A 26,069-nucleotide genomic window follows, 5' to 3' on the forward strand; every position below is an offset into this window, starting at 1 on the left:
TCATCGAAGCGTGCGGCGTAGGCTTCCAGCGGGCCCGGAGCGGGCGGACACGGCACACGGCGGGTCATCACAGCTCCCAGGCGGCAAGGCGACGTTCCTCTGCTACCGGCCTACTACCACCCTGACCCGCCGTCAACAAACCACCGCTAGTCCAGCTCCCGTTCGCAGCGACCGCTGCGGCACAGCAGACCCGGCAACAGGTTGAAAAGGGCTCAGTTACTGGACCTCAAACGATCGCTCGGCGCCTGTCTGCGCCCTGCTCGTTACCGGTAGTCCTCGGGATGGGACTGCATCCATGTGTTGATCTTGTCGCGGGTGCCCGTGAGGAGACTCTGGTGCTTCTTCAGGTTGGTGAACGAGAAGTCACCGCCGAGCGTGGTCTGCATCTGCGTAATCCACGCGATCGGCTTGGCGAAGTGGCTCTTGCCGTCCGGGCGCGCCTTCATGGCATTATCCAGGTCGTCCAGGTTGCGCAGCAGTCGGCCGAGGAAGTAGTCGCAGTTCCCGGGCGTGCCGCAGTTGTCGTTGTAGGTCGCTTGGAGTACCGCGAAGGCGTCCCGCACCTCCATCGGTGCGGCCCCCGGCGACGCGTCCGTCGTCGGGTAGACAATCGACGCGGAGGCACTGGGCTGCGCCGGGACCGTACCGGCTGTCGCCGGGGACGCGGCCACAGTCACCGGTGTACCAGACGCAGGCGTGGAAGCGCCCGAGGCGCTCGAACACGCGGCCAGGACAGGCGCGATCAGCAGAGCCGCAGTCGCGCAGCGTATGGAAGAGCGGTTGGGCATCAGACTGGCCTCGTTCGTAGCGGTCGAATCTGGATCTTCATCTCTACCGGTTGCGACAGCCTCCCGTCCACCCTGCCACCGAGGCGGGCTGGGGCCTGCCAAGACCAGTTGTGCCGATGCAGCAACCGCCATTCCGCCGCGATCGAGCAGGTGACATGGAACTTGCGCGCGATAACCTCCTGGACCCGGGCCAGGGCCCACCGCTGGTCTTCCCAGCCGTGCGCCGCCGACCCCCCTGTTCCACCACGGCCCCCCAACGACCCCAACCAGCAGTACGACAACCGTACGCGTGGCCACTACGGTCACGGGCCGGAAACCGCCCAACCCTCGCTTCGCCACCTGTCCGCGCTCATTTCGTCGGTGGAGCGAACAACCCTGGGGCGCGGGAGCCGACGGCAGCGCCTGGCGTGCGTAGCCCCGGTGGGGAGCGGCTCCGCGGCCGCGAGGAGTTGGAGGGCACGCTCGACGGTTCGACACCTTGCCGCCATCGTCGGCAGCAGCTGCCCGCAGGCGCACGGATGACGGGCCGTTCCGTTCGGTGTCCCGTACGCGGAGAGGGGGCACCGAACGGAACTACGCCGTCCGGGAGGTGGGCGCCGCTCAGGTGGTGAGCAGCGAGAGGTTCACCGTGTTGGCCATGGCCTGCATGCCCGCGCTGTTGGGGTGCAGATGGTCGCCGCTGTCGTAGGTGGGGAGCAGTTGCGCCGGGTTGGCCGGATCGCGGAGCGCCGCGTCGAAGTCGATCACCGCGTCGAAGGCGCCGCTGGTGCGGATCCAGTCGTTTACCTGGGCACGGATGGCGGCCTTGGCGGTGGTCTGCGTGGAGTTCGGCAGGAGGGTCCCACCGATGATCCGGACACCGGCCTGGTGCGCCTGGTTGATCATGGTCTGGTAGTCGGCGATGATCTGGTCGGCGGTGACGCTGGTGGTGTTGATGTCGTTGATGCCCTCCAGCAGGATGACGTCCTTCACGCCCGACTGGGTCAGGACGTCGTGGGAGAACCGGGTGACGGCCGCCAGGCCCTGCTGCGGGGACGGGCTGTCGGTGACCACCCGGTTGCCGCCGATGCCCGCATCGGCCACGCCGAGGCGCTGGCCGCCGGACTCGGCCTGCAGCCGCCGGGCGAGGTAGTCGGGCCAGCGCTGGTTGGCGTTGTCGGTGGCGCTGGAGCCGTCGGTGATGGAGTCGCCGATGGCCACGACGGTTCCCTTGGCCGTGGGTGACACGACGTCGAGTCCGGCGACGTAGAACCAGTGGTTCGTGGTGGCGGTGAAGTTCGTCGCGGCCTCCTCGGCGGCGTGGTTGCTGGTGCCCGCGGCGGACAGGTAGGAGGTTTGGTGGGCGTCGTAGTGGTAGGTGGAGGCGCCGGTGGTACCCGGGAGATAGACGCTCACCAGCAGGTTCTGCTCCGCGACGACCGGCATCGGGATGACGTCGCTGGTCAGTTCCTGCCCGGCGGGGATGGTCGGCGTGGCCAATCGGCCGAAGGTGACGGTGTGGGTGGTGCCTGCGACCGCGGTGGCGCCGCTTGCCTGGACCGCCACCGTGACGGCGCCGACCGAGAGGGCGGTCGTGCTGCGCAGGTTGGACAGCCGGATGCGCAGCCCCGCGCCGGAGGTGTTGTTGTGGACGACCATCCGGATGGTCTGCTCGTTGAAGCTCTGGCCGCCGCTGACCATGGCCGGGCCCCAGGTTGCCGAGCGCAGGCGCTCGGTCAGGCTCCACTGCTGGTTGGTCGAGTTCTTGCAGGTCCACTGGATGATCGATGCGTCATCCGCCGTCGAGCCGCCATAGACGTCCAGGCACAGGCTGCTGCGCGCGGAGACGATTTGCGAACCGCTGACAGTCCAGCTTTGGTTGCTGGCGCCGGTGCAGGGCCACTGGATGATCGCGGCCCCCGCGGTCACGGAGCCGCTCTGGACGTCCAGGCACTTGCCGCTGTTGATGTTGACCAGCGAGAAGGTGCCGTCGCCGTGGTCGACCGCCTCCCACAGCTGGTCGGGGCCGCCGGAGGCGGTCTTCTGCACGACCGTCGCGCCGTTGGCCAGGGAGTGCCCCAGCACTGCGGCGTTCTTGCCGCTGTTGGCCGCCGTCAGGGTGTAGACGTGACCGCCCTGCGGCGCGCCCGCGGCCGAGGCGTCTCCCGCCGGGACGAGGGCGAGTCCGACAGCGGCCATACAGATGGCGGATGCCGTGGCCGTGAGTCTGGCGGACAGTCTTCGGGAGGTGTGCATGTGCGGCCCTTCTTTGCTGGGTGGGAGTGCGGCTCTTCGGCGTGGGGACGTGCGCGTCTTCTTCGTGGAGACGTGCGGGTCGAGCGGGCTGGGGCGCTCAGGAAGTGACGCTCCGCAGCATGAACTGCTGGTTGAGCCGGCCCGCCAGGTGAACTGAACCCCCTGAGTGAGGCGCCCGGCACAAGCGTTACGGCGCTTGGCAGCAGGGGTTCCGTTCGATACCGGGCCCCGGGCGCGACGGCGAAGCCCGCAGTGAGGACCGCCATGCCGACGAGCGCCCCGCCGACGGGTGATCGACTCTGGCAAGGTCTTCTCCTGGCGGATCGCAGGACAGCACACGCTGCCATGACAGGCCTTGAACACCGCGTGTGTTCAGCTGAGCAACATCGGATGTATTAACAGGCACCAGTCCCCGATCTGTCTAGGGCCTCGACGAAAGTCGCCACACCAGCCCGATATCACAGCTGACAGACGCGTTTGAGTGCAGAGCTGAGTGACTCGATTCCTGGGATCTATTTGCCTTGAAGAGGGCGGCTGGGCTCTGCGGATGCCGACCCCGGCCGTGCCACCGAGATCCCGCACCTCGGCAGAAGAGGGCGTTCGGCCGCCGACCGCGCACAAGGCATCGACGACTTGCGCCTGCTCTTCGGGTGGATGCTGGTCGACGACCGTGCCTACGACCGAGCCTGGCAGGGCCAGGACGTCCTCGTGTTAGCGACCTGGCCCGAGGCGGATCGCCGTGGTCACCGGTCGGCTGGCCCCGGGCGGCATCGACTTCCTGCTGGTGAATCTGGTCCTGGAGCCGAGCGTCGGGCCTTCTCACATCGGTCGAAGGACGCCTTCGGGGTCGGCGACTGCCGCCTCGGCATCGTCCTCCAAGTTCAAGTCCAAGTCCAAGTCCGAGTTCGCGAGCGACCGATTCGCGTGCACGCCGTGTACCGCAGCGGGCGTGGTACGGAACTCGGGGGTCCGCGGGGAGTCGATCAGCTCCTGGTAGTACATGGGGTCAAGATCCTCGTCCTCGATGGGGAGGTTGAGGGCGGTGGCCCACTGGCCGCTCTTGTAGGCGGTGCCGGTGCCCTCGTCCTCGTAGAGCGAGATTGCCGCTGTTGCCGGGCGCGATGTTCATCGCCGCGTTGGTCAGCGGGTTCTGGTCGTCATTGGTGACGTTGCCGGCCCGGGTGGCGAGGATGCCGTCGGATTTGATGGGCCAGACCGCGGCCACCGACTCCGTCACGGTCAACGGCACGGCGGCCCTACGGCTTGAGGCGGTGGAAGCTTCAGGTCTCGGCTGAGGGGTCTTGAACAGGCGAGGGCCTTCCGGTTCGGTGTGGATCACGACGTCTACACCCAACGGAAAGGCCCTCATGCCCCAGCCTTCTTCGTCTTCGGTGAAGATCACCCGTGGTCGGCTGGGACGGCTGGGGTCATCTGTTCGGGCTTCGCCGGCAGCGGCTTGCAGTCGGCGATGGGGTCGTGCGGGCCGCCGAGGGGGGTGGTTGCGGTGGGCGCCGCGCTTGGCTACCGGCAGTTCTCCGACCTGTCATGGCCGCGGCGATGCCGCGTCCAGTAGGGCGCGTCCAGCCTTGGTGAGCTCGTGCGTGGCCGTGCGACCGGCCCGGCTGCTGTCGATCAACCCGGCGTCTCGCAGGATTGCCAGGTGTTCGCTGGCCGTCGGGGCGGTGACGCTCACCAGCCTGGCCACCACGGTCGTCTGCAGCGGAGTGGCGAGCGCGGCCAGGATCCTTGACCGAGTCACCCCCAGAAGACGGTCAAGCGATCTCGGAGTGGGAGGTGCCGTCCAGAGGTACCGCCCAGATGCCGGGTAATAGATCGCCGGAATCCAGTGGTCCGAGGTGGTGCACTGGATCCGGTCGGTGATGAACAGTGACGGTACGAGAATGAGTCCTTCAGGGCAGTCGACGTCTATGTCGACGCTCTTCTCCACGGTGATGGTCTCGCCTTCGCACGCAGCGGAAGGGTGCAGGCGCGGAAGGACTGCGCGCAGCCCCTCGCGGTTGACCTGGATGGCCCGATCCAGCATCTCGGCACGCAACGCCTGCCGCATGGACGGCCATTCTGGTTCTACGACTGCCTTCCAGAGACGGCGCAGCGCATCGGCGGCCTCGGACCTGGCTCGGTCGGGGTCTTCGAGCAGTCGGCGGCGCACCTCTGCCCCGCGCCCCGTCGTCGCGTCAACCAGCTCGGCGTACGTCTGGTCCGCCGGCGCGGCGAGGAGGGCGTCCAGGCCTTCCTCGAAGGTTGGCTCACTGGACATCGGCGACGGGTCGAGGAAGTCGGGTCGATACGCGCTATCGGCCATGAAGACGGTGAGCGCCCCCAGGTCGGGGAGCGAGAGACGGTGGTGGCGACGGCGAAGCCACGGGTGGAACATCGGGTGACGCTGCGGTTCGGTCAAGAGCTGGGCAAGGCTGACCACTTCGTGGATCGGCGACATCGCCCACCGCACGCTCGCAGCGCCAACACCCAAGTGATAGCGGATCATCGCACCATTGTTAGGCCACCGCCGAAGTGAGCGCGAGCAAGGCGGCGAAGCCCCGAGACTCGGCTCATGACCGACACGGAGTCGACTGCCCGGTTTTCCAAGGAACCCGAGCGAGTCCCACAGACGCGGACGATCCGGCTGGGCGCCGGCGGATCGACCATCGAAGTCCTCGCCGACCCGGCGAAGACCAGCGGGATCATGAGCATCTACCGGTGGCGCATGTCGCCGTCCAGCCGGGGACCTGCCCCGCACTTTCACACGACGTTCAGCGAGACCTTCATCGTTGAAGAAGGTGAAGTCGACTACTTCGATGGGCGGGCCTGGCGAACGCTGCGGCCCGGCGACACTGCGCATGCCGCGGTGGGAGACGTCCACGCCCTCCGGAAGGAGCGCGTGGAACCTGCCACCCTCCTGATGGCACTCTTGCCGGGTGTACCGCGAGAGGAGTACTTCGCACAGCTCGCCACTGTGAACGAGCGTGACCTGAGCCGGCTGCACGAAGCCCACGACAACCATTTCGTCGACGAGCACGGGCGGTGAGGGCACAGGCAACGGCAGGCGCCCCGCCCCCGGCCCGCCCCCCTCTACCTGGAATGCGCTCGTAGCACTGCTCCCGCGCGTGATCGCCACCGCCGAGCCGGGCCCGGAAACCGACTTAGTCCGCAGGGGCCCTCAAGGTGTCGGTGATCCGTGCCTACGACCCGGAGCAGCCCGGCGAGGCATTCGCCGCGTTCGATTCAGACACCCTCGGTGAGATCGCGCTCACCCTCGCCTGATCCACGCCTTTCCCAACGGCTTCCCAGCAAAGGATCTACTGTGCCCAGCATCGCCATCGTCGGAGCCGGCCCCGGTATGGGCCTCGCCATCGCCCGTACCTTCGGCTCCCACGGCTTCGACGTCGCGCTCATCGCCCGCAACCGCGACAAGCTCAACGACCTGGCTGGCCGGCTCGACGCCGAAGGCATCACCGCCGCCGTGTTCCCCGCAGACGTACTCGACCACCACGCACTCACCCAGGCGCTCAAGGACGCCGCCAGCCGCTTCGGCGCTATCGACGTTTTGGAGTACTCCCCAGGCGGGAGCCTCGGATCCACGGCGCTCACCGCTCCGTCCGAGGCCAACCCGTCCGATGTGCAGTGGGCGATGGACTTCCTGCTCTACGGGGCCATCGCCGCCACACGGGTCGTGCTGCCCGCAATGCGCGAGGCCGGCGCGGGCACCCTGCTCTACACCAACGGCGCCGGCTCGGTCGACCCCACCCCGATGCTCGGCAACCTCAACGCCGCCCAGGCCGCGCTGCGCAACTGGGTACTCGGCCTGCACAAGGAACTGGCCGACACCGGCGTCCAGGCCGCACACGTCGTCATCGGCGTGTCGATCGGCACGGACGGCCCGCCCGGAGTATCGGCGGCCTCGGCCGAGGAGGTCGCCCCCCTCTACTGGGACCTGCACACCCAGCGCGACGAAGTCGAGCGCGTCTTCACCGTGTGACACCGTCCCGGCCCTTTTCGTCCCACCATCGTTGATCCCTGATCCGCCAGTACGGCGGTAGCCGGCCTCGGTGCCGTGGGACAACCGATCGCGAGAACACCGTGGGACCGGCCGGGGCATCCGGAACGGGGTCCGGGCGCCCAGACGGTCCCGACCGCCCCTGCCACTACACCACGTACAGCACCACATCCAGTAGGGCGGCCGAACCGAGCCTGGAAGCGGTGTGGGCCGGCAACCAGAGCCGACACAGGTCCCTCACGCCCAACCCCAACGGGTAGGCAAGCCGACGGAGCCGATGACGCATGGTGATCTGGCCGATGATGAGTGGGAGTTGGTCGAGCCGCTCCATCCGATCGGGGAGCGGGCCGTTGTCCGGGGCGGTCGCGGCACTGCTTCGACGGGATGATGTGGCGTTTCCATGTCTACCTGCCGGACGCCCCATCAAGGCGGTCATCCCCGAGAAAACCGACCAGGCCGCCCACCGCAAACGAACGGGCTCACGCAGTGGCCGACCGATCACCCCCGACGCCACCCTCTACAAGGACCGCAACACGGTCGAGCGGTGCATCAAGAAACTCAAGACGTGGCGAGGCCCGGCCACCCGATCGGACAAGCCCCCCACAGCTGCCTCGCCGGACTCCACCTCAGCGGCGCCATCCTCTGGCTCGGCAGCCTCCGCCCACCACATGATCCGAACACAGAACAGGCGACAAATGACGATCAACATACGCAGGTCCCGTCCGGAGGATCACGCGGCGATCCTGTCCCTGATGGACAAGGCCCGCGGAGCGGGGCTCGGCGACGAGGAACGGGCGCGCAGAGGCTTTGTGCAAGGCAACCTGACGGACGAACTCCTCCACCGCTTCCACAATGGCCCAGGCATCTTCGTCGCCGACGCTGCGGGGGAACTTGCCGGGTTTCGCGATCACGAGCGAGCCGGGCTGGCTTCCGCCACAACACCCGGCTGCGGCGGCCGTCGCGGCCGTCACCAAGGCCGCGGACGGACGCGACCTGGGCAGGATCTCCCTTTACGGCCCCGTCGCGGTCGACGAACGTTTCCAAGGGCGTGGCGTGCTGACTCGGTTGCTCACAGCACTCAGCCGTGCCCTTGCGGAAGACTTCGACCTCGCCGTTGCGTTCGTCGAAACGGCCAACCAACGCTCCCTGGCCGTGCACCGTCACTACGAGATGGCCGAGGCCGCCCACTTCGAGGCGGGCGGACGCACATACGTGGCCTTCACCTTCTCGCCCGCGGCTTTCGCACAAGGACAGTCCTGACGCAGGATCTGTCCATCCCCCGAGGCCGCCGGGCGCGCGGGACGAACGGTGCCCGCCCATCCCGCGCTGCGAGTGAGGAACGCGGCGAGGTCGGCGGCCGCCTCCGGGTCGGCGTTCGCGAGCCGGAGGCGCGAACGCCGGCTGGTCCACGCGGGCGCCGGGCTGCAGGCGAGCGAGCGCGGCGAGCAGCGCGGCGTGGGTGAGCACCGGGCGCGGCAGGAGACCGGCGGCGGCCCACCGGGCCGCCGGGTCCGCGTAGCGCCCGCGGCATGCTGCCAGGGTGTGCGCGAACCACCCGTCGATGTCGGCCTGGATGTAGTGGCCGGCGCGCTGGAGGTGATTGCTCGTCAGAAGACGCGCAGCGGGCACAGACCCGCTGGCAGCCGGTTGGCGTCGGGCTGCACGGCCGCGCCGATCAGCGCGGTGAAGCCCGTGGCCTCCGGCCGGCCGGCGAGATGGGCAGTCCAGCCCGCCAGGTCCCGCCAGGTCCGCGAGTCGGCCACCGCAATGTCATAGACGCCCGCCCGCGCCCGCGGGGCACAGGCGTAGTGCTGCACACGCCACCGTGCCGGGTCCGGCTGGTATACGGCCTCACCCACAGGCACCGCCGCAAGCAGGCCCTCCTCGAACGGGGTGGGCTGGCCGGCGGCGGCTTCCCGGGCCCGGCGGGCCTCGCGGGCCTCACGTCCCGCGCGCACTGTCGCCCGGGCGGCGACGCCGTCAACCTAGCTGGAGCTCGGCGACTTCGGTGTCCAGCAGCAGGACCCGGGCCGGGCAGGAGAGCTGAAAGACCGACACGGTGCCGGCCGGGTGGGGGATGTGTGCGATGCCGCCGTGCGAGGGGCCACCGGAGGGGCGCGCCATCGTGGCGTGGAGCGAAGCCGTTGGAGCTTGCCCTTCAGACCAACTCGATGCCTCGGGCCCGTCCGTTAACCCACGGCGGCCGCGCTGTCGATCCAGGAGACGATTGCGGCGATGGTGGCGTCGTCGAGTTCGCGCGCGAGGGTGTGCACGGCGGAGCGGTCCCTCGGCTGCGGGGGCACCCCGGCCGAGATGAGTGCGCTGTGGAGTTCGACCCAGCGCGCGTCGGCGGAGGTCAGGAGACGGGCCGGCGGGGCGAGGTAGTAGTCGCCGTCGACCGACGGGTGCGGGGCATAGAGGAGGTTCATGGTGGGTCCCTCTCGGATCTCGGACGGTACAGACCGGACTTGTCGTGCAGGACAGTCCCCGGCGACGTGCCGGTTGCGTCCCGTGGCCGGCTTCACCCGTCCGGCCGTCCCGAGAACCGCTGGCCCCTCCACCACCCACGTGTGGCGCGCGGTGGTCGCGACGCCTCCCGCCGGATCCCTGGCAGTGCCGATCGCCAAGGAGCGTTGACCCCTTGGGCGCGAACTCGATGGCAGCACCGCCTGGGAATGTGTGAACGTCTTTCTCCCAGACGCCGATCGAGAAGGCTGTGATGACCCCACACGACCAAGCTCTCAAAAACCTCAGCCACATCGCGCACGCGAGGGCATTCGGTAGGCACGTCGGGTCGGACCAGCTCATCCAGGCTGGACTGGACGCCTTGATCGCCGGGGTTGAGAGTCCCTCCCTCGCCATCCTTGCCGGTCTCCTCCGGAAGGAAGAGCCCGAGGCTCCGGCACTCTTCGACCAGGTGCTTGACGAGTTGGGACTGCACGTCCACCCGCCCGCTGACCCTCGGGCCGCGAAGTGGGCGATGGCCTTTTGGGTCGCCGGTCAGATCGCCGACGGATCCCTGGATCCCGCCGTCGGCACCCACCACATCAGGGCAGACATCGCCTACGACCTCGACTATCCCCAAGAGCTGGAACCGCTCGTCCACTGCGCGCAAAACCTGGACAGCTTGGAGGAGAGCTGGGGAGTCTCCGTCGAGCAACTCCACAGGGAAGCCATCGAGGCAGCGAAGCAGTTCGTGAGCACGGGGCCGGCAGCAGAGGTGGGGGAATGAGCGGACGCCTCGCCTCGCCTTGCCGACACCGTCACGGAGCTGGCCAGGCGTACCGGCACGACGATCGACCACACGAGCGACCAGCACGAGCGGTGGGCGGTGTACCAGTCGGCGTTCGAGCGGAGCGACTGCTCCGACCTGCTCTTTGCCGCCGTGGCTGGAGGCCCCGACGAGCGCCCTGGGACGGCCGCGCTGATCCCCCCGCACCCACGTGCAGGCCGACGCGTCCGGACACGGAGCGTTAGGCGTCAAGCAACCACCTGTCTGTTGATGCGACACCGTCCGAGCTTCCGGAGCCTGCGGGTTTCACAGGTGGTGACGCTGCGCCGCCAGCACCCAGGTGGCCTGGCGCTAGGACGAACCAAGGACGGCCGAAGGACTGGTGAATTTACCTTCGACTCGCCCCCCAGCCGTGGTCGTCTGCGCCTTGCAGCTCAGCCACGGCAGGATCCAAAAACGGCCGGCGTCACCTGACACCCTCGCCGGCCGGTACACCAGCAGCCCACACCAGAGTAGGGAACCACCCTCATGCGCCTTCGCGCCCTCGGCAGCAAAGCCACCTATGCCGCAACCGCCTTCGTCCTCGCCGCCAGTCTGGGGATCCTCGGCGGCGGCACCGCCGACGCGGTACCCGCCCAGGGCTGCGGTGCGACCACCAAGCCGATCCTCGCGAGCACCCCGACGCCGATCCACCACGACAGCATGTGGGACGGCACCGGCACGGTGGGGCAGCTTTACCTCGGCTACTTCGCTGACTGCCGCGGCGTGTACGCCGAGATCCACTGGAACAACGTCAAGGACATCGCCCAGCAGAACTACCTGGAGGTCAAGGGCCGGGTCTACCTGACCGACCAGACCGACAGGTCCTTCGGTTACGTGAGCTTCGACCACCGGGCCACCGGCCAATATGACACCTCCCAGATCGTCACGATCGACAAGGATCCCTCGGGAGCGCCCTACCCGGCCCCGAAGGGCTTCTGGCCGTCCGTGCAGCTCTCCATGGTGATCCACGAGGACGCGGGAGCCAGTTACACCACCTGCGGCCCGCGTGTGGAGAACGGCAACGGACACGACTTCTCCACCGGCAACCCGCACAACGGCTTCGACGTCCCCTGCTGAGCGCGACCCCTCAGCGCCCCTGTCGCTCGCACACCCCGTCCCGCTCTCGCCCCACACCGTGTGGTGGGGGCGAGAGCAGCGCCGTGAAGTACTCCGCCCCGTACCGGGGGCAGGAGTCAGGGACCGCCCTGCTCCCTTCTCCTCCACAGCTTCACGACACCTGAGACCAACCAGCGCCGTCGCGGACGACACCCCCTGCCGCCCGAAGCCGAGGCACCCACGGTGGCCGCCTGCGCACCGTCCGCAGAGTCTGCCGCTGGCTCAGGCAGGCAGGCGGACACACGGGCGACTTCGGTGCCGCAGCCGGGGTGGTGGAGGTCAGGAGGTGGGCTGGAACGTCCACAGCAGGTTGGTGCTGTTCACCCAGGTCCACTGCTTGGTCACGGACCCGGAGGGGACCTGGCCGCCGCCGTCGAGGACCAGTCCCGTGGTGCGGTTGGCGATCGAGTACTGGCCGTTGCCGCGGTCGGTGATCTGCCACTGCTGGTGGGGGCCGCCGTTCCAGGCCGCTTGCTGGGCCGGAGCGCCGTTGGTGGTCGAGCCCCAGCCGTCGGCGACCATGCCGTTGGTTCGGTTGACCAGGCGGTAGTAGCCGTTGCCGAGGTCGACGGCCTGCCACTGGAGGTTGGTGCTGTCGACCGGTGTCCATTGCTTGAGGTTCGAGCCGCTGGCGACGTTGCCGCCGCTGTCCAGGGCCAGACCGTCCGTGACGTTGATCAGCCGGAAGTACGAGGCCGGGTTGAACGTGACCTTCAGGGAGGCGATGGCGTCGTTGTTGCCGGTCGCGCGCAGGTCGGGGTTGTCGGCGGTGAACGTCCAGGCCGTGCCGGTGAAGTTGTCGCCGGAGTAGCCCGTCACCTGGTAGCCCTGGGGCACCATCAGGGAGGAGATGGCCGCGGGCCCGACCCCCGCGGCCGACAGTTGGGAGGAGGTGTAGCCGCCCAGCGGGAGGACCGCGCTGGCTGCGGAGTAACCCGTGTCCTGGAACACCGTCACCCGTGCCCCGCCGGTAGACGTGGGGACGCCGCTGACCTCGACGCAGACCACGGAGTCACTGGTGTCCGGTGCGGTGGCCGGCACGGTGACGTTGATCTGACCGCCGCTGACGGTATAGCCGAGCGAGGCCGAGGGGTTGTTCATCAGGTAGACGCGGCTGATCGTGTTGGTGATCGCCGGTATCTGCAGTACGCCGTTGGCGGGCCAGGTGAAGACGTGGGCGTACAGCTTGCCGTCCTTCTTGGTGGCTCTGCCCCAGGTGGGGTCCGTGGCGAAGGGGCTTGCCGTGGCTCCGTGGACGCTGTCGCCGTACGTCGACATCCAGGAGGCCAGGCCGCGCAGAATGTTCACGGATCCGGCGGTCACCGAGCCGTCGCCCTTGGGGCCGATGTTCAGCAGGAGGTTGCCGTCTCGGGAGACGCACGTGACGAGTTCCTGGACGAAGTCACTGACGGGCCGGTAGGAGTTCTCCGCGCCCGAGTTGTAGCCCCAGGCGCCGTTCATGGTGTCGCACCGCTCCCATTGCCGGTCCAGTGGCGCGCTGGGGACGCCGAACTCCGCGACTGCGTAGTCGCCCAGGCCGAGGTCCCGCTTGACTCGTTCGTTGACCACCAGGCCGGGCTTGCGGGCGATCAACCAGTTGTAGAGGTCGATACCGTCCGACTTGAGCCACCAGTCCTGCAGCGTGGGGCTGGAGGGCTCGCCGAACCAGTCGCCGTCGAACCACAGGAGCGCCGGGTCGTAGCGGTCCAGCAACTCCTGCAGTTGGGCCTTCATGTCGGCGATGTAGCCGGTGCGGGCGGCCTGCGAGGCCATCGTGGTGAGACCTCCGCGGTCGGTCTGGGAGGGGTGGTTCCAGTCCAGGATCGAGTAGTAGAGCCCGAACTTGACGCCCCGCGCCTCGCACTCGGTCTTGAGCGAGCCCAGCAGGTCGCCCTGGACTCCGGCGTAGTCGTGCAGGTTGTACAGCTTGGTGCCGGTGGTGTCGGTGAAGCTGGGGACGTTGGAGTCCCACATGGCGAAGCCCTCATGGTGCTTGGCGGTGATCACCAGGTATTTCATGCCGGCGTCCGCGGCCAGTTGGGCGATGGTGGCGGCGTTGAACGCGGTGGGGTTGAAGTGGGCGGACACCTGGGTCTGGTAGTTGGCCTTGGACCAGTTCTCGGTGGTGAAGGCCCATTCACCGTGGCCGAGGTAGGAGTACGACCCGAAGTGGATGAACATCCCGAACCGCGCCTGGTACCACCAGTCCATCTTGGACGGAACGGGGTACGCCTCAGCGGTGGCGGGCAGCAGGGCCAGCGGCAGCCCGAAGGCCACAGAGCCGCCTGCGAGCGCGACAGCCTTGACCAGGGACCGCCTGCTCAGGGGGGCGGAAGACATGGTGTGGCTCCTCGAGTGGGGGCGAGTCGATACGGGGGGCGTGAAGGTCGTCAACCCGTGGACGTCTCGGACGCGTTGCGTTCCAGGCTCAACGCCACACGGGTACATCGGATGAATTTATAGACGCTGCACGGTGGCGCGTCCAGGGGTTGTGCAGACTTTGGTCTATGACGCTGCTCAAGTCCCCATGAAGCATGACCAAACCAGCTGTGAACTGTGAATGCGAGCTGCCGGTCCCCGGCATAGCTCGGATCTATGAGCCTAGTGCAACGGAGGCGAGCAGCCAGCGGTGGGCGGGCAGACCTTCAGTCGAACGTGTCACCCATGCCCTGAGCACAAACCGTCAAGGGATTCCTGAGACCTCACACCGGCACCCGGCGTGGATTCGGGTCGATCCGGGAGCTGGTCACGCCGGACGGGTTCGGGGATGCCTGATGGAGTTCGTCGTCAGTCTTTCCCCGGCTGCCCTCCTACCCTGTTGGAGGCGGGAGTTCGCGGGCGTAAGTGTGCCAATAGGCGGCGATTGCACTGGTTTGCTTGACCAGTTCGGCTGGGTGCGGCGCGCTGGGCCAAAATTGCAGCAGGTAGCGGTCCAGGGAGGGTTCGCCTGTGCACCGCGTGTCGTGGTCTTGTCCGGCTTGCATTCCGGTGCCGCTATAGCGGACGCGGTAGTCGTCGACGGTCAGGTCCAGGTCCCAGACCCGTTCGCCGGCCCACTGCGACACCACGGTCCGCTCCGTCAGCGGACGGAAGGGGACTTCCACGACCTCCTCCCAGGACAGGTCCACAGGCGGCGGCCCGTCCAGACGGTCGTAGATCTCGGCGGAGAATCCCACGGAGCCGGTGTGGAGTCCGGTGAGCAGGAACAGGAAGCCCGGCTCCGCGCCGCCGCACAGCCCGACTTGCTGGCCCGCGAACGCCTCCTGGAGGTCGCCGTACGCTTCCGCGTCGCTCTCCACATAGAGCTGCCCGTAGTGCACGAACACCTCTCCGCTGACCGGCGTCCTCATCCCTGCCCCCTCGTGTTGCGGCCCGTGTCCTTCGCTGGCCCTCCCCTTCATCCTGCCGGGACCCACTGACACACCACTTCGCAAACGGAGCTCAGACGATCCTCGTAGGGCCGGCCCTGCTGCGGGCAGTGGTCGAGCTGGCCGGGCATCCGGGTGAGACGTGGTCTCACGTGGTGGTGGCCATCGGGATGGGGCTCCATTACGTCGTCACGCTCGTGAGGAAGGTTTGGACCTCGGCGGCGAGGTTTCCCATCTCTCGCCGCCCGGCGTGCACGGTGGTGGTCTCGAAGTGCCCTCCTGGAACGGGGGCCGATCGTGAATGCCGCAGGTCAAATGGACGTGGCCGCCCCACTGGTGTTCCGCCGAGATTGTGAGGTCGTAGTCCAGTGAGGGGCAGGTGCGTGCTCCCTGCCAACCCCGGAAGTGCTCGGCCAGTGTGGAGAGGAACCTGTCCAGGCCGTCGCCTGCCCAAGTCCGTACCGGGGTCTCGACATAGTGGTTCCGGGGAGCTGCGCTGGACGGGTCTGAACGGGTCTGAACGGCTTCGGGGCATGTCGGGCGAGGAGTCACCCTGTACGGGTGACGCACACGGCGGCTTCGGCTGTGAGACTGGGGGAGGTGCCCGGGGACCAGTGCCGGGGTGCCTCGTGAGGAGGTTGCGACATGACCACGCGCCCGGAGAACTCATCGGAGCAGCAGTGGCTGTCCCCCCAGCAGCGGGCGGCCCGTGGAAAGGCGGCTCGAACGCGCACGCCCCGGTCAGGCCACGGTGAGTTCGAGCCGTCCGCGCTCCGGACGAGTCCCGTGGCCACCATCGAGAAGCAGTCGGCGACACGGGTCCCGGAGCTGGTACCGATCCGCTACGGGCGGATGTCGGAGTCGCCGTTCCGCTTCTACCGTGGCGCAGCCGCGATCATGGCCGGGGACCTGGCGACCACCGCCGACTCGGGAATCCGTGTCCAACTGTGCGGGGACGCGCACATGCTCAATTTCCGGCTGTTGGCCTCGCCGGAGCGCAACCTGGTCTTCGACATCAACGACTTCGACGAGACGCTGCCCGGGCCGTGGGAATGGGACGTCAAGCGGCTGGCGACCAGTCTGGTCATCGCGGCCCGGGAGAACGGCTTCACCGATGAGGAGCGCGGCACGATCGTCAGGACCGCCGTTCGCTCCTACCGCGAGCGGATGCGCCACTTCGCCGGCATGCGCACCCTCGATGTGTGGTACGCCAAGGCCGACGCCCAACAGCTGGAAGCGCTGGCGGCCACGCGTCTGAACCGGCGGGAACGCAAGAGGATGGCCCGAACGATGGCCAAGGCCCGCACCAGGGACAGCCTCCAGGCGTTCGAAAAGCTCACCGAGATGGTCGACGGGCAGCGGCGCATCACGTCCACCCCACCCGCCGTCGTGCGGATCGCCGACCTCATGCCCGGTCTCGGCCGGGACCAGGTGGAGGAGTTGATCCGCACCGTGGTGGCGCGGTACGGGCGCACCCTTCAGAGCGACCGCCAGCACCTGTTGCGGCAGTACAACATGGTCGACATGGCGCGCAAGGTGGTGGGCGTCGGCAGCGTGGGGACCCGCTGCTGGATCGTCCTGCTCGTCGGCCGGGATGGCCGGGACCCGCTGTTCCTGCAGGCCAAGGAGGCCGACGAGTCGGTGCTCGCCCCCTACGCCGGTGCCAGCGAATACGCCACGCAGGGAGAGCGTGTCGTCGCCGGCCAGCGGCTGATGCAGGCGGCCAGCGACATCTTCCTCGGCTGGGAGCACGTGCACGCGCCCGAGGGTGCGGAACGCGACTTCTACATCCGGCAACTGCGCGATTGGAAGGGCATCGCGGAACCGGCGCTGATGGCGCCGCACAACATGGCGGCCTTCGGCGAGGTCTGCGGCGCAACGCTCGCGCGGGCTCACGCACGATCGGGTGACAGGATCGCCATCGCCGCCTACCTTGGCCGCGGCGATGTCTTCGACCGGGCCGTGGCCCGTTTCGCCGAGAGCTACGCCGATCTGAACGAACGCGACCACCAGGCGCTGCTGGACTCGGTCAAGGCCGGCCGGGTCAGCGCCGAGGCAGCGTAGCGGCGGGGACGGGAAGCGGCGCGGAGGCGTGCCCGCGGCTCCGTCGGCGCGGATCGGCGCCCGGGAGCGAGGGCGGAGCCTCAGTGCTTCCCGGGCGGGGTCGTGCCCGACGCGATGCGGCTGATGCCGATGTTCACCGCTCCGACGATCAGCTTCGCGACCAGTCCCACCAGGACCAGGTCACCGATCATCTGGAACATGACCAGGACCCTGGAGGTTTCGGTCGTGGGGGCGATGTCCCCGAACCCGACCGTGGCGAACACCGTGACCGTGAAGTAGAGCGCGTCCGTGCGGCCGAGGGACTCGGGGAAGGCATCCGGCTGACCCGCGCTCAGCAGGTAGTACGCTCCCGCGAACATCAGCAGGAACACCGGCACCACCACGGCCAGCGCCTCGATCGCGCGCAGCTGCGGCTGTACGGAGTGGGTGATCGAGTGGACCTGCCAGGAGACTGCCGCGGCGAACACCACGAAACCGAGCACGAACCATACGGCGTGCGATCCGTCGAGAGGCTGGTCGAGGGGGAGCGTGTAGTAGAGCACCAGCAGAATCGCGGGGGTGACCACGGACCGGGCCAGCGTGGCGAGCAGCAGCCGGCGGCGCCTCCGGGGTTCCAGATCCGCGAGCGAGGGCGCTGAGTCGGCGCTCATGGCGGAGGCCCTCCGTTGGTGCGGTGTCGGTCCGGCGACAGTCCTCCCCTCGAACGCCGTCGGCGATCAGGGGCTCCGGAGCCGCCTGGCGGATCAGGCGACTTGCCACCGTTATACGGCCGGCGCCGTACCCCAGCGGGTCCGGCGCGCAGGGCGGAGATCACCTGCCGCCGATCGGCGGCAGGTGACACCTCGTGGTCACACCAGCTTCAGCTGGCGCGCGCGCCGTACCGCGTCCCGCCGGCGGTTCACGCACAGCTTTCTGTTGGCACTCTTGAGATGGGACTTCACGGTGTTCACCGAGACGTGGAGTTCGGTGGCGATCTCCGCGTTGGACTGCATCTGGGCGGCCTGGCGCAGCACGTCACATTCCCTTCCGCTGAGCGGTTCCAGGAGGGCGGGCAGCAGCGGTTGCGGCGTTCGGGCGGAGGACGGCTCGACGCATGCCCGGCGCGGCGACAACTCTCGGGTGACGGCGCGTGCGGGCGGCGGTGGAGAGTCCTCGTCGGCGTCGCACAACGGGGCGATGTCCTGCGGGCGGGTCTGCTGCAGCGCCTGGCAGAGCAGGCGGCGGGCGTCGTCCCCGCCGTGGCGCCGGGCCGCGGCCTGCGCGCGCACCAGACGCGCCTGCGAGCGGGTCATCGCGGGGTTGAGTGGAGCGAGCGGCACCCGGACGAGGATGTCCACGGCGCGGCCGCGTTGCCCGGCGGCGATCAGGGCCCGGGCCAGCGCGACGTCGCGCTCGGCTCCGCCGCCCGGCTGTCCCACCAGGACCGCCACGGCTGCCGACAGGTCCCGGCGTGCCAGGCACACCGCCGATTCGGCGACGGCCAGCCTCGCGGTGATCCCGTCGGCTCGCTGTGCCGGGCGCCCGGATCCGGCGGTGCGCGCCACGGTCGGTGCTGCCTGCTCGGTGTCGGCGCAGGCTGGTTCCAGCCGTGAGCCGAGGACGGCTCGGAACTCCGGGGTGCGGCCCGGCAGCGACGGGACGGGCCCGGGGCGCGGAGGCCCGCCGGCGGTGCCACCGGTCGCAACTGCGCCGAGGACGTCGCCGGTGGGAGCAGTGCAGAGTGTGCCGAGGAAGGCGCGGCAGAACGTCTTCCTGGTGGCGGTCGGTCCCTCCTCCGCCAGGCACACGTCGGCCCGTCGCAGTGCGGTGGCGCAGCCGTCGCCGTCCCCGCCGGCCAGGCACAATGCGGCCGTGACCAGGGCCGGTGCCGTGCCGGGGAGATCCGTCGGCATGGTGGCGAAGGCGCCGCGCAGACGGGGCGCGGCCGGCCCGGTGAGCAGCGAACCGATGGCGAGGTCGTCGATGATGATCTCCGCGGCGTATGCCCAGTCCCCGGCCCTGGCGGCCTGCTCGGCGGCATCCGCGCACTGCCCGTCGGCAGCGAGCCAGTGGGCGGCGCGACGGTGCAGTTCGGGTTCGACCCCGGGCATGCGTTGCCGCAGATGGGCGCGCAGCACCTCGGCGAACAGGGGGTGCAGCCGGTACCAGCGGGTCGTGCCGAGGGGTTCGACGAAGGCGTTGGCCCGCTCCAGGCTCGCCAGGATCCATTCGGCGTCGTCGCGGCCGGTGAGCGTGTTCGCCAGGTCTGGCGTGACGCGGGCAAGGACGCTGACGCGCAGCAGAAGGTCCCGGGAGGCTTCCGGCTGGGCGTCGAGTACCTCGGTCAGGAGGTAGTCGGCGATGGAGGTGCGGTCCGTGGCGAACTGCTGGATGAAGGCCGCGGGGTCGTCGCTGCGCTGCATGGCCAGGGCGCTCAGCCGCAAGCCCGCGGCCCAGCCCGCCGTACGCTCCAGGAGTGCCTGGAGGTCCGCCGGTGCCGGATGCAGACCGTGCCGGTTGAGGAGTACGGATGCCGCCGGGGCGTCGAAGACCAGGTCGCTGTTGCGGATCTCTGAGATCTCTCCCGCGGCTCGGTACCGATGGAGGGGCAGAGGCGGGTCGTATCTGGTGGTCAGGACGACCCTGAGGCGCGGTGCGGCGTGACGGAGCACGAAGTGCATCTGGTCTGCGGCTTCGCGCCGCGCCTTGATGGCATCGAACTGGTCGAGCACGAGCGTGACCGGCGCGGACAGATCGGCCAGCGCCGCGGCGAGGCGGGCCACCATGGCGTGGTCGGCGGTCTCGGACACCGGTGCGACCAGGTCGTCCGGCAGCGGGATGGGGTGTCTGCGGAGCGCTTCCAGGACGTAGGACCAGAAGGTCCCCGAGGTGTCGGTGGGCTCGATGGTGAGCCAGACGACCTTGTCCCGCCGCGCCTGCTCGGTGGCCCACTGCGAGGCCAGCACGGTCTTGCCGGCGCCGGCAGGGCCCACGATGAGGGTGAGTGGGCTACGGCTGCCGGCGGTGATCCGGTCCAGCAGCCGCTCGCGCCGCACAAGGAATCGCGGAAGCCGCGGGGGAAGGAAGCGGGCAGCGAAGAGGGGATCATGCGGCCGGGAGGAGCCGCCGGGGCCGGAGGGCTGATCGACACCCTCGCCGTACTCCTCGGGGACGGCAGGGCTGTCGAGCGCCGCGCTCGCTCGGCTTTTTGCAACCATGGCACTCACCAGTGGTCGGGGGGATGCTCCAGGGCGCCACGTTTCGGAGCCCCGGCTCTCCCTGCTTTCCCCCCTCCCGGCCAGCTTCGTGGGCCGGGCTCGGGTACGGCTACGTCCGTTCGGTCCCGTACGCGGGGCCGAACGGCCTTCAGGCCCTGCGACGCAATGGCGCCCACTGCCCGTGAGGCCTCTTCGTCAGTCACCCGTAGCGGGTGTCGCGCTCCCGCCGCAACCACGTCACTGTGGGCGGTGAGGGAAATTCAAGGGGGCGCATCATGCGCTACGAGTTTCGGATAGCCGGCCGTTTGTCCGACGCGACGGCAGGATCTTTCCCCGAGCTGCACCAGCAGTCCATCGCCTCCCAAACGCTGCTGTTCGGCCCGGTGGCCGACGGCGCACACCTGTACGCGCTACTGCTCCGTTTCGAGGACCTGGGGCTGCGCATCGTCGAGATGCGCCGCTTGCCGGAATGGCCCTGAAACGCTCTCGCGCCCGCGGATCGGAAATACTCGGGTATTTCTCTCCGACGATGATTTCCACCCGATTCGGGTGAGGCGCGGAGCGGTATCACGGCAGACGCTGAGGATGCATGGACCGACAGGAGGAGAATCATGTATTTGGCCTACGACTACCCCGTTCTCGGCATTTTCTGGACAGTGCTGTTCGTCACCGTCGCGGTGATGTGGTTCATCCTGCTGGTCCGGGTCATCGCCGACATCTTCCGCAATCACGCCATGGGAGGGCTGGCCAAGACGGGATGGCTGCTCTGCGTACTGATCCTGCCGTTCCTCGGCGTCTTCATGTACATCCTCGCCCACGGCGACAGGATGAGCGCACGTGATGCCGAACGGGATGCGGAGCTGCGACGGACGACGACGGGTTCCACCACCGCGACGACCTCCGCGGATATCGACGATCTGGCGAAGCTGGCCGACCTCAAGGCGCACGGGGACATCACGGAAGCTGACTACGCACGGGCCAAGGAGAAGATCCTGCACTGAACGCACACGGTACGCACCCAGGGAGCGGCGGGCCCACGAAGGGCCCGCTGCTCCCTGGGTACCCCGTGGTTCACGGCTGCTTGTCCGTGAGCCGGTCGGCGGGCAGTTTGCGGGTGAAGGCGAGGCTGGCGAGGGTGATGCCGCCTGCGGCGAGGATCGCGGCTTTGAGCGCGTCGAGCTGGGCCTGGGTGTAGGAGTCCACGACGGCGTCCACTTCGCCGGGCGGCAGTCCTGCCTTCTGCGCGCCGGTGCGTACCTCGTCGGCGCTGACGAAGCTGACACCGGCTTCCATCCGGGTGCCGGCCTCCTCGCGGGTCGCGGCCGAGATCTTCGGGTTGTCCTCGATCTCGGTGGTGAAGGCGGTCACCAGGGCGCTAATGAGGATGGAGCCGATGAGGGCGGTGCCCAGGGACGAGCCGAGGTTCTGGGCGGTGTACTGCAACCCGCCGACCTCACTGCGTTCGCTGTCGCCGACGCTGGACTGGACGACGTTGCCGAGCTGTGAGGCGAGCAGTCCCATCCCGAGCCCGAGGACCGCCATGGCGAAACCGAAGGACAGATCGTCGATGTGCGGCTCGATCGTGCCGAGCAGCCACACGATCGCGCCGAGCAGCACGAGCAGTGCGATCCGCACGACGGTGCGGGGGCTCATGAAGCGGCCGAGGAACGGGCCGCTCATCGCGGACAGCAGCATCGTGATGGAGACGGGCAGGAGCCGCAGCCCGGTCTCGAAAGCGTCGAGCCCCTGCACGACCTGGAGGTAGAGGGGGATGACGAAGAACAGTCCGAGCAGGATGAGGTTCTGGCTGAGCAGCATCGTCAGGCCGGACCGCAGCGACGGGATGCCGAACAACGAGAACCGGATCAGTGGCGCCGGGTCGCGCTCGCGGGTGCCACGGCGTTCCCAGAGCTTGTTCTCCCAGGCGCGCAGGAAACCCAGCAGCACGCCGCCCAAGGCGATCACGAAGACCGTCGGGGAGAAGCCGAGGATGGTGAAGGGAGGGTTGTTGGGACGCAGCCACCCCCAGGAACTGCTCTGCAGGACACCGAGGACGATCAAGGCCAGACCGGCCACGGACAGCGCGGTGCCCACGATGTCGAGGCGTTCCCGCTTCTCGGCGCGCGGCGGGTCCTCGGCGATCCAGTGCAGCAGGGCCAGCATGGCGACGACGAGGACGACCTCGCCGGCGAACACCAGCCGCCAGGTCGCGTACGTGGTCAGCCAGCCGCCCAGCAACGGGCCGACGGCGATGCCCGCGCCGGCCAGGCCGCCGATGACGCCGTAGGCCACGGCCCGGTCACGGCCCTGGTAGGCGCTGCCGACCAGGGCGGCGAGGGCGGGCAGCACCAGGGCGGCGCCCAGCCCCTCGATGATCGACCAGCCCAAAGTGAGCACCCACAGGACCGGTGCGAGAGCGGTGAGTCCCGAGCCGACGCCGTAGATGGTCAGGCCGATGCCGAACATGCGGCGGCGGCCGAGCATGTCGCCGAGTTTGCCCCCGGTGATCATGAACGCCGCCATCACCAGGGTGTACAGGGTGATGACGCCCTGGATCGCGGTGACCTCGGTGTCGAAGTCCTTCACCAGCTGGCTGATCGACACGTTCATCACCGAGGTGTCGAGCACCATCAGGAACTGTGCCGAGCCCAGTACCATCAGGGGCCGCCACCGTCCCACTGCGCACCTCCACCGCATCTCGTCTCGCCCTGGTTGACCCCTCTGTCCGCGTGTTGGAGCGAAATGTCCGAAGGGGTTCTCATGGTGGCCTGTCCGGCGAGAGTTCGTGGACTCGCCGCGCCGGGCAGCGGAGTCCTCGCGCGTCGTTGAGCGCACGTCTTCATCACCGGCCGCCGCCAGGACGCCCTGGACGAGGCCGTGAAGCAGATCGGCCGCAACGTCACCGGCGTCCAGGGCGACGCCGCCGACCTGGACGACCTGGACCGCCTGTACGACACCGTCAAGCGGGAGAAGGGCAGCCTCGACGTGCTGTGGGCCAGTGCCGGCGGGGGCGAGCCCGCCCCGCTCGGCGAGATCACCGAGGCCCAGTTCGACACCTGGTTCGGGCTCAACGCCCGCGGCACCCTGTTCACCGTCCAGAAGGCCCTCCCGCTCTTCAACGACGGCGGCTCCATCCTCATGACCGGCTCCAATGCCTCCCTCGGCGCCTTCCCCGGCTGGAGCGTCTACGCGGGCAGCAAGGCCGTCCAGCAGGCATGGGCCCGCATCTGGCTCAACGAGCTCAAGGAACGCCGCCTCCGCGTCAACGTCCTGACCCCCGGCCAGGTCGCCACCGCCAAGCAGGAAGAACTCTTCGACGAGGCCACCAGGCGCCAGTTCGAGTCCCTCATCCCCCGCGGCCAGATGGGCCGCCCCGACGAGATCGCCACCGCCGCCCTCTTCCTCGCCTCCGACGACTCCAGCTACGTCAACGGCATGGAACTCGTCGCCGACGGCGGCACCACGGCTATCTGAACCGGACAGCACACAACCAGGGCAGGACATCTCATGAGCAGCATCAGCATCATCGGCACCGGGAACATGGCCCGCACCATCGGCGCGCGGGCAATAGCGGGCGGCAACACCGTCGAGGTCATGGGCCGCGATCAGTCCAAGGCCGCCGACCTGGCCAAAGATCTCGGCGACGGCGCCACGACCGGAGAATGGGGCACCGCCCCGGCCGGGGACATCGTCATCGTGGCCCTGTTGTACAACGGTGTCGTGCCGGCCGTCGCCCACTACGGTGACACTCTCGCGAACGAGGCCATCGTCGACATCAGCAATCCCTTCAACTCCACGTTCGACGGGCTGGCGCACCGCGAGGAGACCTCGATCGCGCAGGAAGTCGCCAAAGCGGCCCCGGCCAGCGCCAGCGTGGTGAAGGCGTTCAACACCGTCTTCCGCTATGTCCTGGAGAAGGGTCGGCCCGACGCCTTCATCGCTGCCGACAATGCGCAGGCCAAGGCAAGTGTGGAGGCGTTCATCGAGAGCCTCGGGCTGCGCCCGCTGGAAGGAGCGGGCGTGCTCACGGTAGGCCTCGCCAACCACGGGGTGGGGAACTTGGACTTCGCCGTCAGCGTCACCGAACTTCCCGTCTGAGCAAACGGTTGACGGGTCACCTAAGGCGGTCAGCGACGGCGACCCGAACATGATGGTGAGGCTCGGTCATCAGGAGGAGGCAGCGCGCCCCCTGCGGCGGGGCAGCCGATGCCGACCGGGTTCCCGGCGCGGGAGACGATCAGCAGACCGAGGAGGACGTGAGGTCGGACGCCAGCGGGTGTGTGGGGGCTCCGATGCGGGATTGCGTGGGCAGCGTGCGTACGACGCCCGTGCGGTCGGTGAGCTGCCGGCGCAGCAGACTATCGCCGTCTGACTACCTGTTGACGCAGGTCATCGCTTATTCAGCTTGCGGCGATCACGGCCTGAATCAGTCCGGGGAATCGGCGGTCCAAGTCCTCCTTACGGAGGCGCATGTACAGACCGTTCCCGGCGTCGCGCTGATACACCAGCCCTGCCTCACGCAGTACTCGCCAGTGACGTGTTCGGCTCGACTTGCCTACTGGCAGGTCGAAGGAAGCGCACAGCCGCTCTTCATCTGGCCGTTCGGCCAGTTCAGCCACGACTCGTCGCCGGTTCGCGTCAGCCAGCGCCAAAAGGATGGGCCCCACCTCCAAATCGTCAGCGCGAGGGTGCACCAACTCGCTGTCCACCATCACTTCACCCCTCGACAAGGTACGCGCCAGTGCGTACCTTGTCGGAGGTACGCAACAAGGCGTACCTTACCGCCCCTGGGGGAGTCGTGTCTGTACCCGCGTCGCCGCGTCGCCGCGTGCTGTTGCGCATCCGCATGTCCTTGCGCAGGCTCCTGCTTATCGAGCACTCGCCCTTCATGACTCTCTGACCCAGTTCAGGGCACCCGCCCCTCGCGCGCGGAGGAGTGAAGAGAGCAACGCCTCCATAAGAAACGTTGTCTTATCCGGCGAGCAGTGGTCGTTGATCGAACCGGTGATCACGGCATGGAAGGACCGGCATCGCTCGATCAGCGGTCGCCAGGGTGCCTATGCGATGCGGGAGATCGTGAACGCCATCCTCTACCAGGGCCGGACGGCTGCCAGTGGGCCTACCTCCCGCACGACCTGCCGCCGAACAGCGCGACGCACTACTCCGACCCAGATCGGGCGAACGTGTATGGAGTCAGTCCGCGACAGCTCGCGGGGAGGATCGCGAACTATGACGTCGCGAGACATGTGAACGGGTAGGCAGGGCCGCCTGGCGCGAGGCGATCACTCTGTCGGGTGTGTCTCGGTGATGGCGAGGCGGGTGGAGGATTCGTCGACGATGTTCTTCTCGTCGGCGAACGCGGCGATGAGGGACTGCAGAGCGATGTTGTTGACCGAGGGGGGCAGGCCGCGGCTGGTGAGGTGGATCAGGTCGACGGCGTCGTCGGAGAACAGCGGGTCCGACCGGCTGGCGATCGTCAGGTGTTGCTTCATGTAGCCGGCCGGCACCTCCTTCGTCATGGTGGGCATCTGGTAGCTGATCGCGATCCGCTGGCCCAGGGCTGCCAGGACGCCGGGGCGAGGCTGGCCGTTGAGGCGTTGAGGGCGTAGATCAGGCGGTTGCTGGCGACGGCTGCGATGCGCTGCAACGCCTCCTCTTTGTGGCGGGCCGCGGTGTGGGCCCCGGCCGCGCGCTCTGCCTCGCATTCGGTGTACCGGGAGAGCGCGATGAGCGTCTGGGCGCGGTTCGAACGCAGGACGAGGGTTTGCGGGTGTTCGGCGCCGAAGACGGTGGTGAAGGTGGGTAGTAGCTCGTCGTACGTGGAGATGGCCTCGTTATGGCGGCCTTGAGCGTTCGTCGCCGCCGCGGTGATCGCCAGAGGCTGGGTCGCGTCCTCACGCCTCCACGAGCGGGTCGAGGCTATGGCGCGAGCTTCCGCCGCCCGCCGCTCCTTCGGCAGTCCGGCCGCGGCGATCGTTCACGCCGCAGTTCACGGCAGATGGCCCCCACCTG

Annotated in this window: 27 protein-coding genes and 3 pseudogenes; 13 read left to right on the top strand and 17 right to left on the bottom strand. The window is 68.5% G+C overall.

Features of this window, described 5'->3' with window-relative positions; translation table 11 throughout:
- Nucleotides 1–263: 263 nt before the first annotated feature.
- From AB0M29_RS34550 to AB0M29_RS34560, 3 genes are all read right to left on the bottom strand, one after another.
- On the bottom strand, nt 264–671 hold the full coding sequence (locus tag AB0M29_RS34550) for a hypothetical protein (RefSeq protein ID WP_365390153.1): 408 nt from the start codon (nt 669–671) through the stop codon (nt 264–266).
- Between the two features lie 116 nt (nt 672–787).
- The gene (locus AB0M29_RS34555) at nt 788–1,069 is read right to left on the bottom strand and encodes a winged helix-turn-helix domain-containing protein (RefSeq protein ID WP_365390155.1); all 282 of its coding nucleotides are present in this window, start codon (nt 1,067–1,069) and stop codon (nt 788–790) included.
- Nucleotides 1,070–1,388: 319 nt separating this feature from the next.
- Nucleotides 1,389–2,966 (bottom strand): RICIN domain-containing protein, encoded by a 1,578-nt coding sequence (locus AB0M29_RS34560; protein ID WP_365390157.1) that lies wholly within the window; start codon nt 2,964–2,966, stop codon nt 1,389–1,391.
- 654 nt (nt 2,967–3,620) lie between these two features.
- Here AB0M29_RS34560 and AB0M29_RS34565 point away from each other — a divergent pair.
- A pseudogene (locus AB0M29_RS34565) lies at nt 3,621–3,731 on the top strand (VapC toxin family PIN domain ribonuclease); the annotation flags it as partial.
- 111 nt (nt 3,732–3,842) lie between these two features.
- Here AB0M29_RS34565 and AB0M29_RS34570 read toward each other — a convergent pair.
- The 3 genes from AB0M29_RS34570 to AB0M29_RS34580 all read right to left on the bottom strand — a co-directional run bounded on the left by AB0M29_RS34570 (nt 3,843) and on the right by AB0M29_RS34580 (nt 5,529).
- Nucleotides 3,843–4,025, bottom strand: a complete 183-nt coding sequence (locus tag AB0M29_RS34570) for a hypothetical protein (protein WP_365390160.1) — start codon at nt 4,023–4,025, stop codon at nt 3,843–3,845.
- A gap of 4 nt (nt 4,026–4,029) precedes the next feature.
- Nucleotides 4,030–4,425: a hypothetical protein gene (locus AB0M29_RS34575; RefSeq protein WP_365390162.1), complete on the bottom strand. Its 396-nt coding sequence runs from the start codon at nt 4,423–4,425 to the stop codon at nt 4,030–4,032.
- A gap of 141 nt (nt 4,426–4,566) precedes the next feature.
- On the bottom strand, nt 4,567–5,529 hold the full coding sequence (locus tag AB0M29_RS34580; protein WP_365390164.1) for a DUF5937 family protein: 963 nt from the start codon (nt 5,527–5,529) through the stop codon (nt 4,567–4,569).
- A gap of 66 nt (nt 5,530–5,595) precedes the next feature.
- Between AB0M29_RS34580 and AB0M29_RS34585 the strand changes: the two genes are divergently transcribed.
- The 4 genes and pseudogenes from AB0M29_RS34585 (at nt 5,596) to AB0M29_RS34600 (ending at nt 8,298) form a co-directional block, all read left to right on the top strand.
- Complete coding sequence (locus AB0M29_RS34585; RefSeq protein ID WP_365390166.1) at nt 5,596–6,069, top strand: cupin domain-containing protein; 474 nt, start codon at nt 5,596–5,598, stop codon at nt 6,067–6,069.
- Between the two features lie 276 nt (nt 6,070–6,345).
- Nucleotides 6,346–7,020, top strand: coding sequence for an SDR family NAD(P)-dependent oxidoreductase (locus AB0M29_RS34590; RefSeq protein ID WP_365390169.1), 675 nt, complete (start codon nt 6,346–6,348; stop codon nt 7,018–7,020).
- Between the two features lie 434 nt (nt 7,021–7,454).
- A pseudogene (locus tag AB0M29_RS34595) lies at nt 7,455–7,687 on the top strand (IS5/IS1182 family transposase); the annotation flags it as partial.
- A gap of 203 nt (nt 7,688–7,890) precedes the next feature.
- A complete protein-coding gene (locus AB0M29_RS34600; RefSeq protein ID WP_365390172.1) occupies nt 7,891–8,298 on the top strand; it encodes a GNAT family N-acetyltransferase in 408 nt (135 codons plus the stop codon).
- 347 nt (nt 8,299–8,645) lie between these two features.
- Here AB0M29_RS34600 and AB0M29_RS34605 read toward each other — a convergent pair whose 3' ends face one another.
- Nucleotides 8,646–8,801 carry a hypothetical protein gene (locus AB0M29_RS34605; protein WP_365390174.1) on the bottom strand — a complete coding sequence of 52 codons (156 nt, stop codon included), beginning with the start codon at nt 8,799–8,801 and terminating at the stop codon, nt 8,646–8,648.
- A 426-nt stretch (nt 8,802–9,227) separates the two neighbouring features.
- On the bottom strand, nt 9,228–9,467 hold the full coding sequence (locus tag AB0M29_RS34610) for a hypothetical protein (protein ID WP_365390176.1): 240 nt from the start codon (nt 9,465–9,467) through the stop codon (nt 9,228–9,230).
- Nucleotides 9,468–9,757: 290 nt separating this feature from the next.
- Here AB0M29_RS34610 and AB0M29_RS34615 point away from each other — a divergent pair, with 290 nt between their 5' ends.
- Both AB0M29_RS34615 and AB0M29_RS34620 read left to right on the top strand, forming a co-directional pair.
- Complete coding sequence (locus AB0M29_RS34615; protein ID WP_365390177.1) at nt 9,758–10,270, top strand: hypothetical protein; 513 nt, start codon at nt 9,758–9,760, stop codon at nt 10,268–10,270.
- Nucleotides 10,271–10,798: 528 nt separating this feature from the next.
- On the top strand, nt 10,799–11,389 hold the full coding sequence (locus tag AB0M29_RS34620) for a hypothetical protein (RefSeq protein ID WP_365390180.1): 591 nt from the start codon (nt 10,799–10,801) through the stop codon (nt 11,387–11,389).
- Nucleotides 11,390–11,707: 318 nt separating this feature from the next.
- On the opposite strand, the gene AB0M29_RS34625 is transcribed toward AB0M29_RS34620, so the two are convergent.
- The 3 genes from AB0M29_RS34625 to AB0M29_RS34635 all read right to left on the bottom strand — a co-directional run bounded on the left by AB0M29_RS34625 (nt 11,708) and on the right by AB0M29_RS34635 (nt 15,366).
- Nucleotides 11,708–13,768: an alpha-L-fucosidase gene (locus AB0M29_RS34625; protein WP_365390182.1), complete on the bottom strand. Its 2,061-nt coding sequence runs from the start codon at nt 13,766–13,768 to the stop codon at nt 11,708–11,710.
- Nucleotides 13,769–14,238: 470 nt separating this feature from the next.
- Nucleotides 14,239–14,778: a hypothetical protein gene (locus AB0M29_RS34630; RefSeq protein ID WP_365390185.1), complete on the bottom strand. Its 540-nt coding sequence runs from the start codon at nt 14,776–14,778 to the stop codon at nt 14,239–14,241.
- A 207-nt stretch (nt 14,779–14,985) separates the two neighbouring features.
- Nucleotides 14,986–15,366 (bottom strand): DUF6228 family protein, encoded by a 381-nt coding sequence (locus AB0M29_RS34635; protein WP_365390187.1) that lies wholly within the window; start codon nt 15,364–15,366, stop codon nt 14,986–14,988.
- Between the two features lie 75 nt (nt 15,367–15,441).
- Here AB0M29_RS34635 and AB0M29_RS34640 point away from each other — a divergent pair, with 75 nt between their 5' ends.
- Complete coding sequence (locus AB0M29_RS34640) at nt 15,442–16,860, top strand: DUF2252 domain-containing protein (protein WP_365390190.1); 1,419 nt, start codon at nt 15,442–15,444, stop codon at nt 16,858–16,860.
- A gap of 80 nt (nt 16,861–16,940) precedes the next feature.
- Here AB0M29_RS34640 and AB0M29_RS34645 read toward each other — a convergent pair whose 3' ends face one another.
- Complete coding sequence (locus AB0M29_RS34645; protein WP_365390192.1) at nt 16,941–17,510, bottom strand: potassium channel family protein; 570 nt, start codon at nt 17,508–17,510, stop codon at nt 16,941–16,943.
- Between the two features lie 198 nt (nt 17,511–17,708).
- A complete protein-coding gene (locus tag AB0M29_RS34650) occupies nt 17,709–20,057 on the bottom strand; it encodes a LuxR C-terminal-related transcriptional regulator (protein ID WP_365390193.1) in 2,349 nt (782 codons plus the stop codon).
- Between the two features lie 275 nt (nt 20,058–20,332).
- Here AB0M29_RS34650 and AB0M29_RS34655 point away from each other — a divergent pair, with 275 nt between their 5' ends.
- Nucleotides 20,333–20,536 (top strand): hypothetical protein, encoded by a 204-nt coding sequence (locus AB0M29_RS34655; RefSeq protein ID WP_365390195.1) that lies wholly within the window; start codon nt 20,333–20,335, stop codon nt 20,534–20,536.
- A 132-nt stretch (nt 20,537–20,668) separates the two neighbouring features.
- Complete coding sequence (locus tag AB0M29_RS34660) at nt 20,669–21,058, top strand: SHOCT domain-containing protein (RefSeq protein ID WP_365390198.1); 390 nt, start codon at nt 20,669–20,671, stop codon at nt 21,056–21,058.
- 70 nt (nt 21,059–21,128) lie between these two features.
- Here the strand turns inward: AB0M29_RS34660 and AB0M29_RS34665 are convergent, their stop codons facing one another.
- Nucleotides 21,129–22,736, bottom strand: coding sequence for an MFS transporter (locus AB0M29_RS34665; RefSeq protein WP_365390201.1), 1,608 nt, complete (start codon nt 22,734–22,736; stop codon nt 21,129–21,131).
- A gap of 162 nt (nt 22,737–22,898) precedes the next feature.
- Between AB0M29_RS34665 and AB0M29_RS34670 the strand changes: the two genes are divergently transcribed.
- Complete coding sequence (locus AB0M29_RS34670; protein ID WP_365390275.1) at nt 22,899–23,531, top strand: SDR family oxidoreductase; 633 nt, start codon at nt 22,899–22,901, stop codon at nt 23,529–23,531.
- Nucleotides 23,532–23,564: 33 nt separating this feature from the next.
- Nucleotides 23,565–24,155: an NAD(P)-binding domain-containing protein gene (locus tag AB0M29_RS34675; protein ID WP_365390203.1), complete on the top strand. Its 591-nt coding sequence runs from the start codon at nt 23,565–23,567 to the stop codon at nt 24,153–24,155.
- Between the two features lie 302 nt (nt 24,156–24,457).
- On the opposite strand, the gene AB0M29_RS34680 is transcribed toward AB0M29_RS34675, so the two are convergent.
- A complete protein-coding gene (locus AB0M29_RS34680) occupies nt 24,458–24,769 on the bottom strand; it encodes a helix-turn-helix transcriptional regulator (RefSeq protein ID WP_365390205.1) in 312 nt (103 codons plus the stop codon).
- Nucleotides 24,770–25,013: 244 nt separating this feature from the next.
- Between AB0M29_RS34680 and AB0M29_RS34685 the strand changes: the two are divergent.
- A pseudogene (locus tag AB0M29_RS34685) lies at nt 25,014–25,219 on the top strand (transposase); the annotation flags it as partial.
- Nucleotides 25,220–25,339: 120 nt separating this feature from the next.
- Here the strand turns inward: AB0M29_RS34685 and AB0M29_RS34690 are convergent.
- A complete protein-coding gene (locus AB0M29_RS34690; RefSeq protein ID WP_365390207.1) occupies nt 25,340–25,576 on the bottom strand; it encodes a hypothetical protein in 237 nt (78 codons plus the stop codon).
- Entirely contained in the window at nt 25,573–26,031 is a 459-nt protein-coding gene (locus AB0M29_RS34695) for a tetratricopeptide repeat protein (RefSeq protein ID WP_365390277.1), read from the bottom strand. The genes AB0M29_RS34690 and AB0M29_RS34695 overlap by 4 nt, the downstream gene beginning before the upstream one ends.
- Nucleotides 26,032–26,069: the final 38 nt, after the last annotated feature.

It is taken from the genome of Streptomyces sp. NPDC051976 (genome assembly GCF_040680795.1).
GTDB lineage: Bacteria > Actinomycetota > Actinomycetes > Streptomycetales > Streptomycetaceae > Actinacidiphila.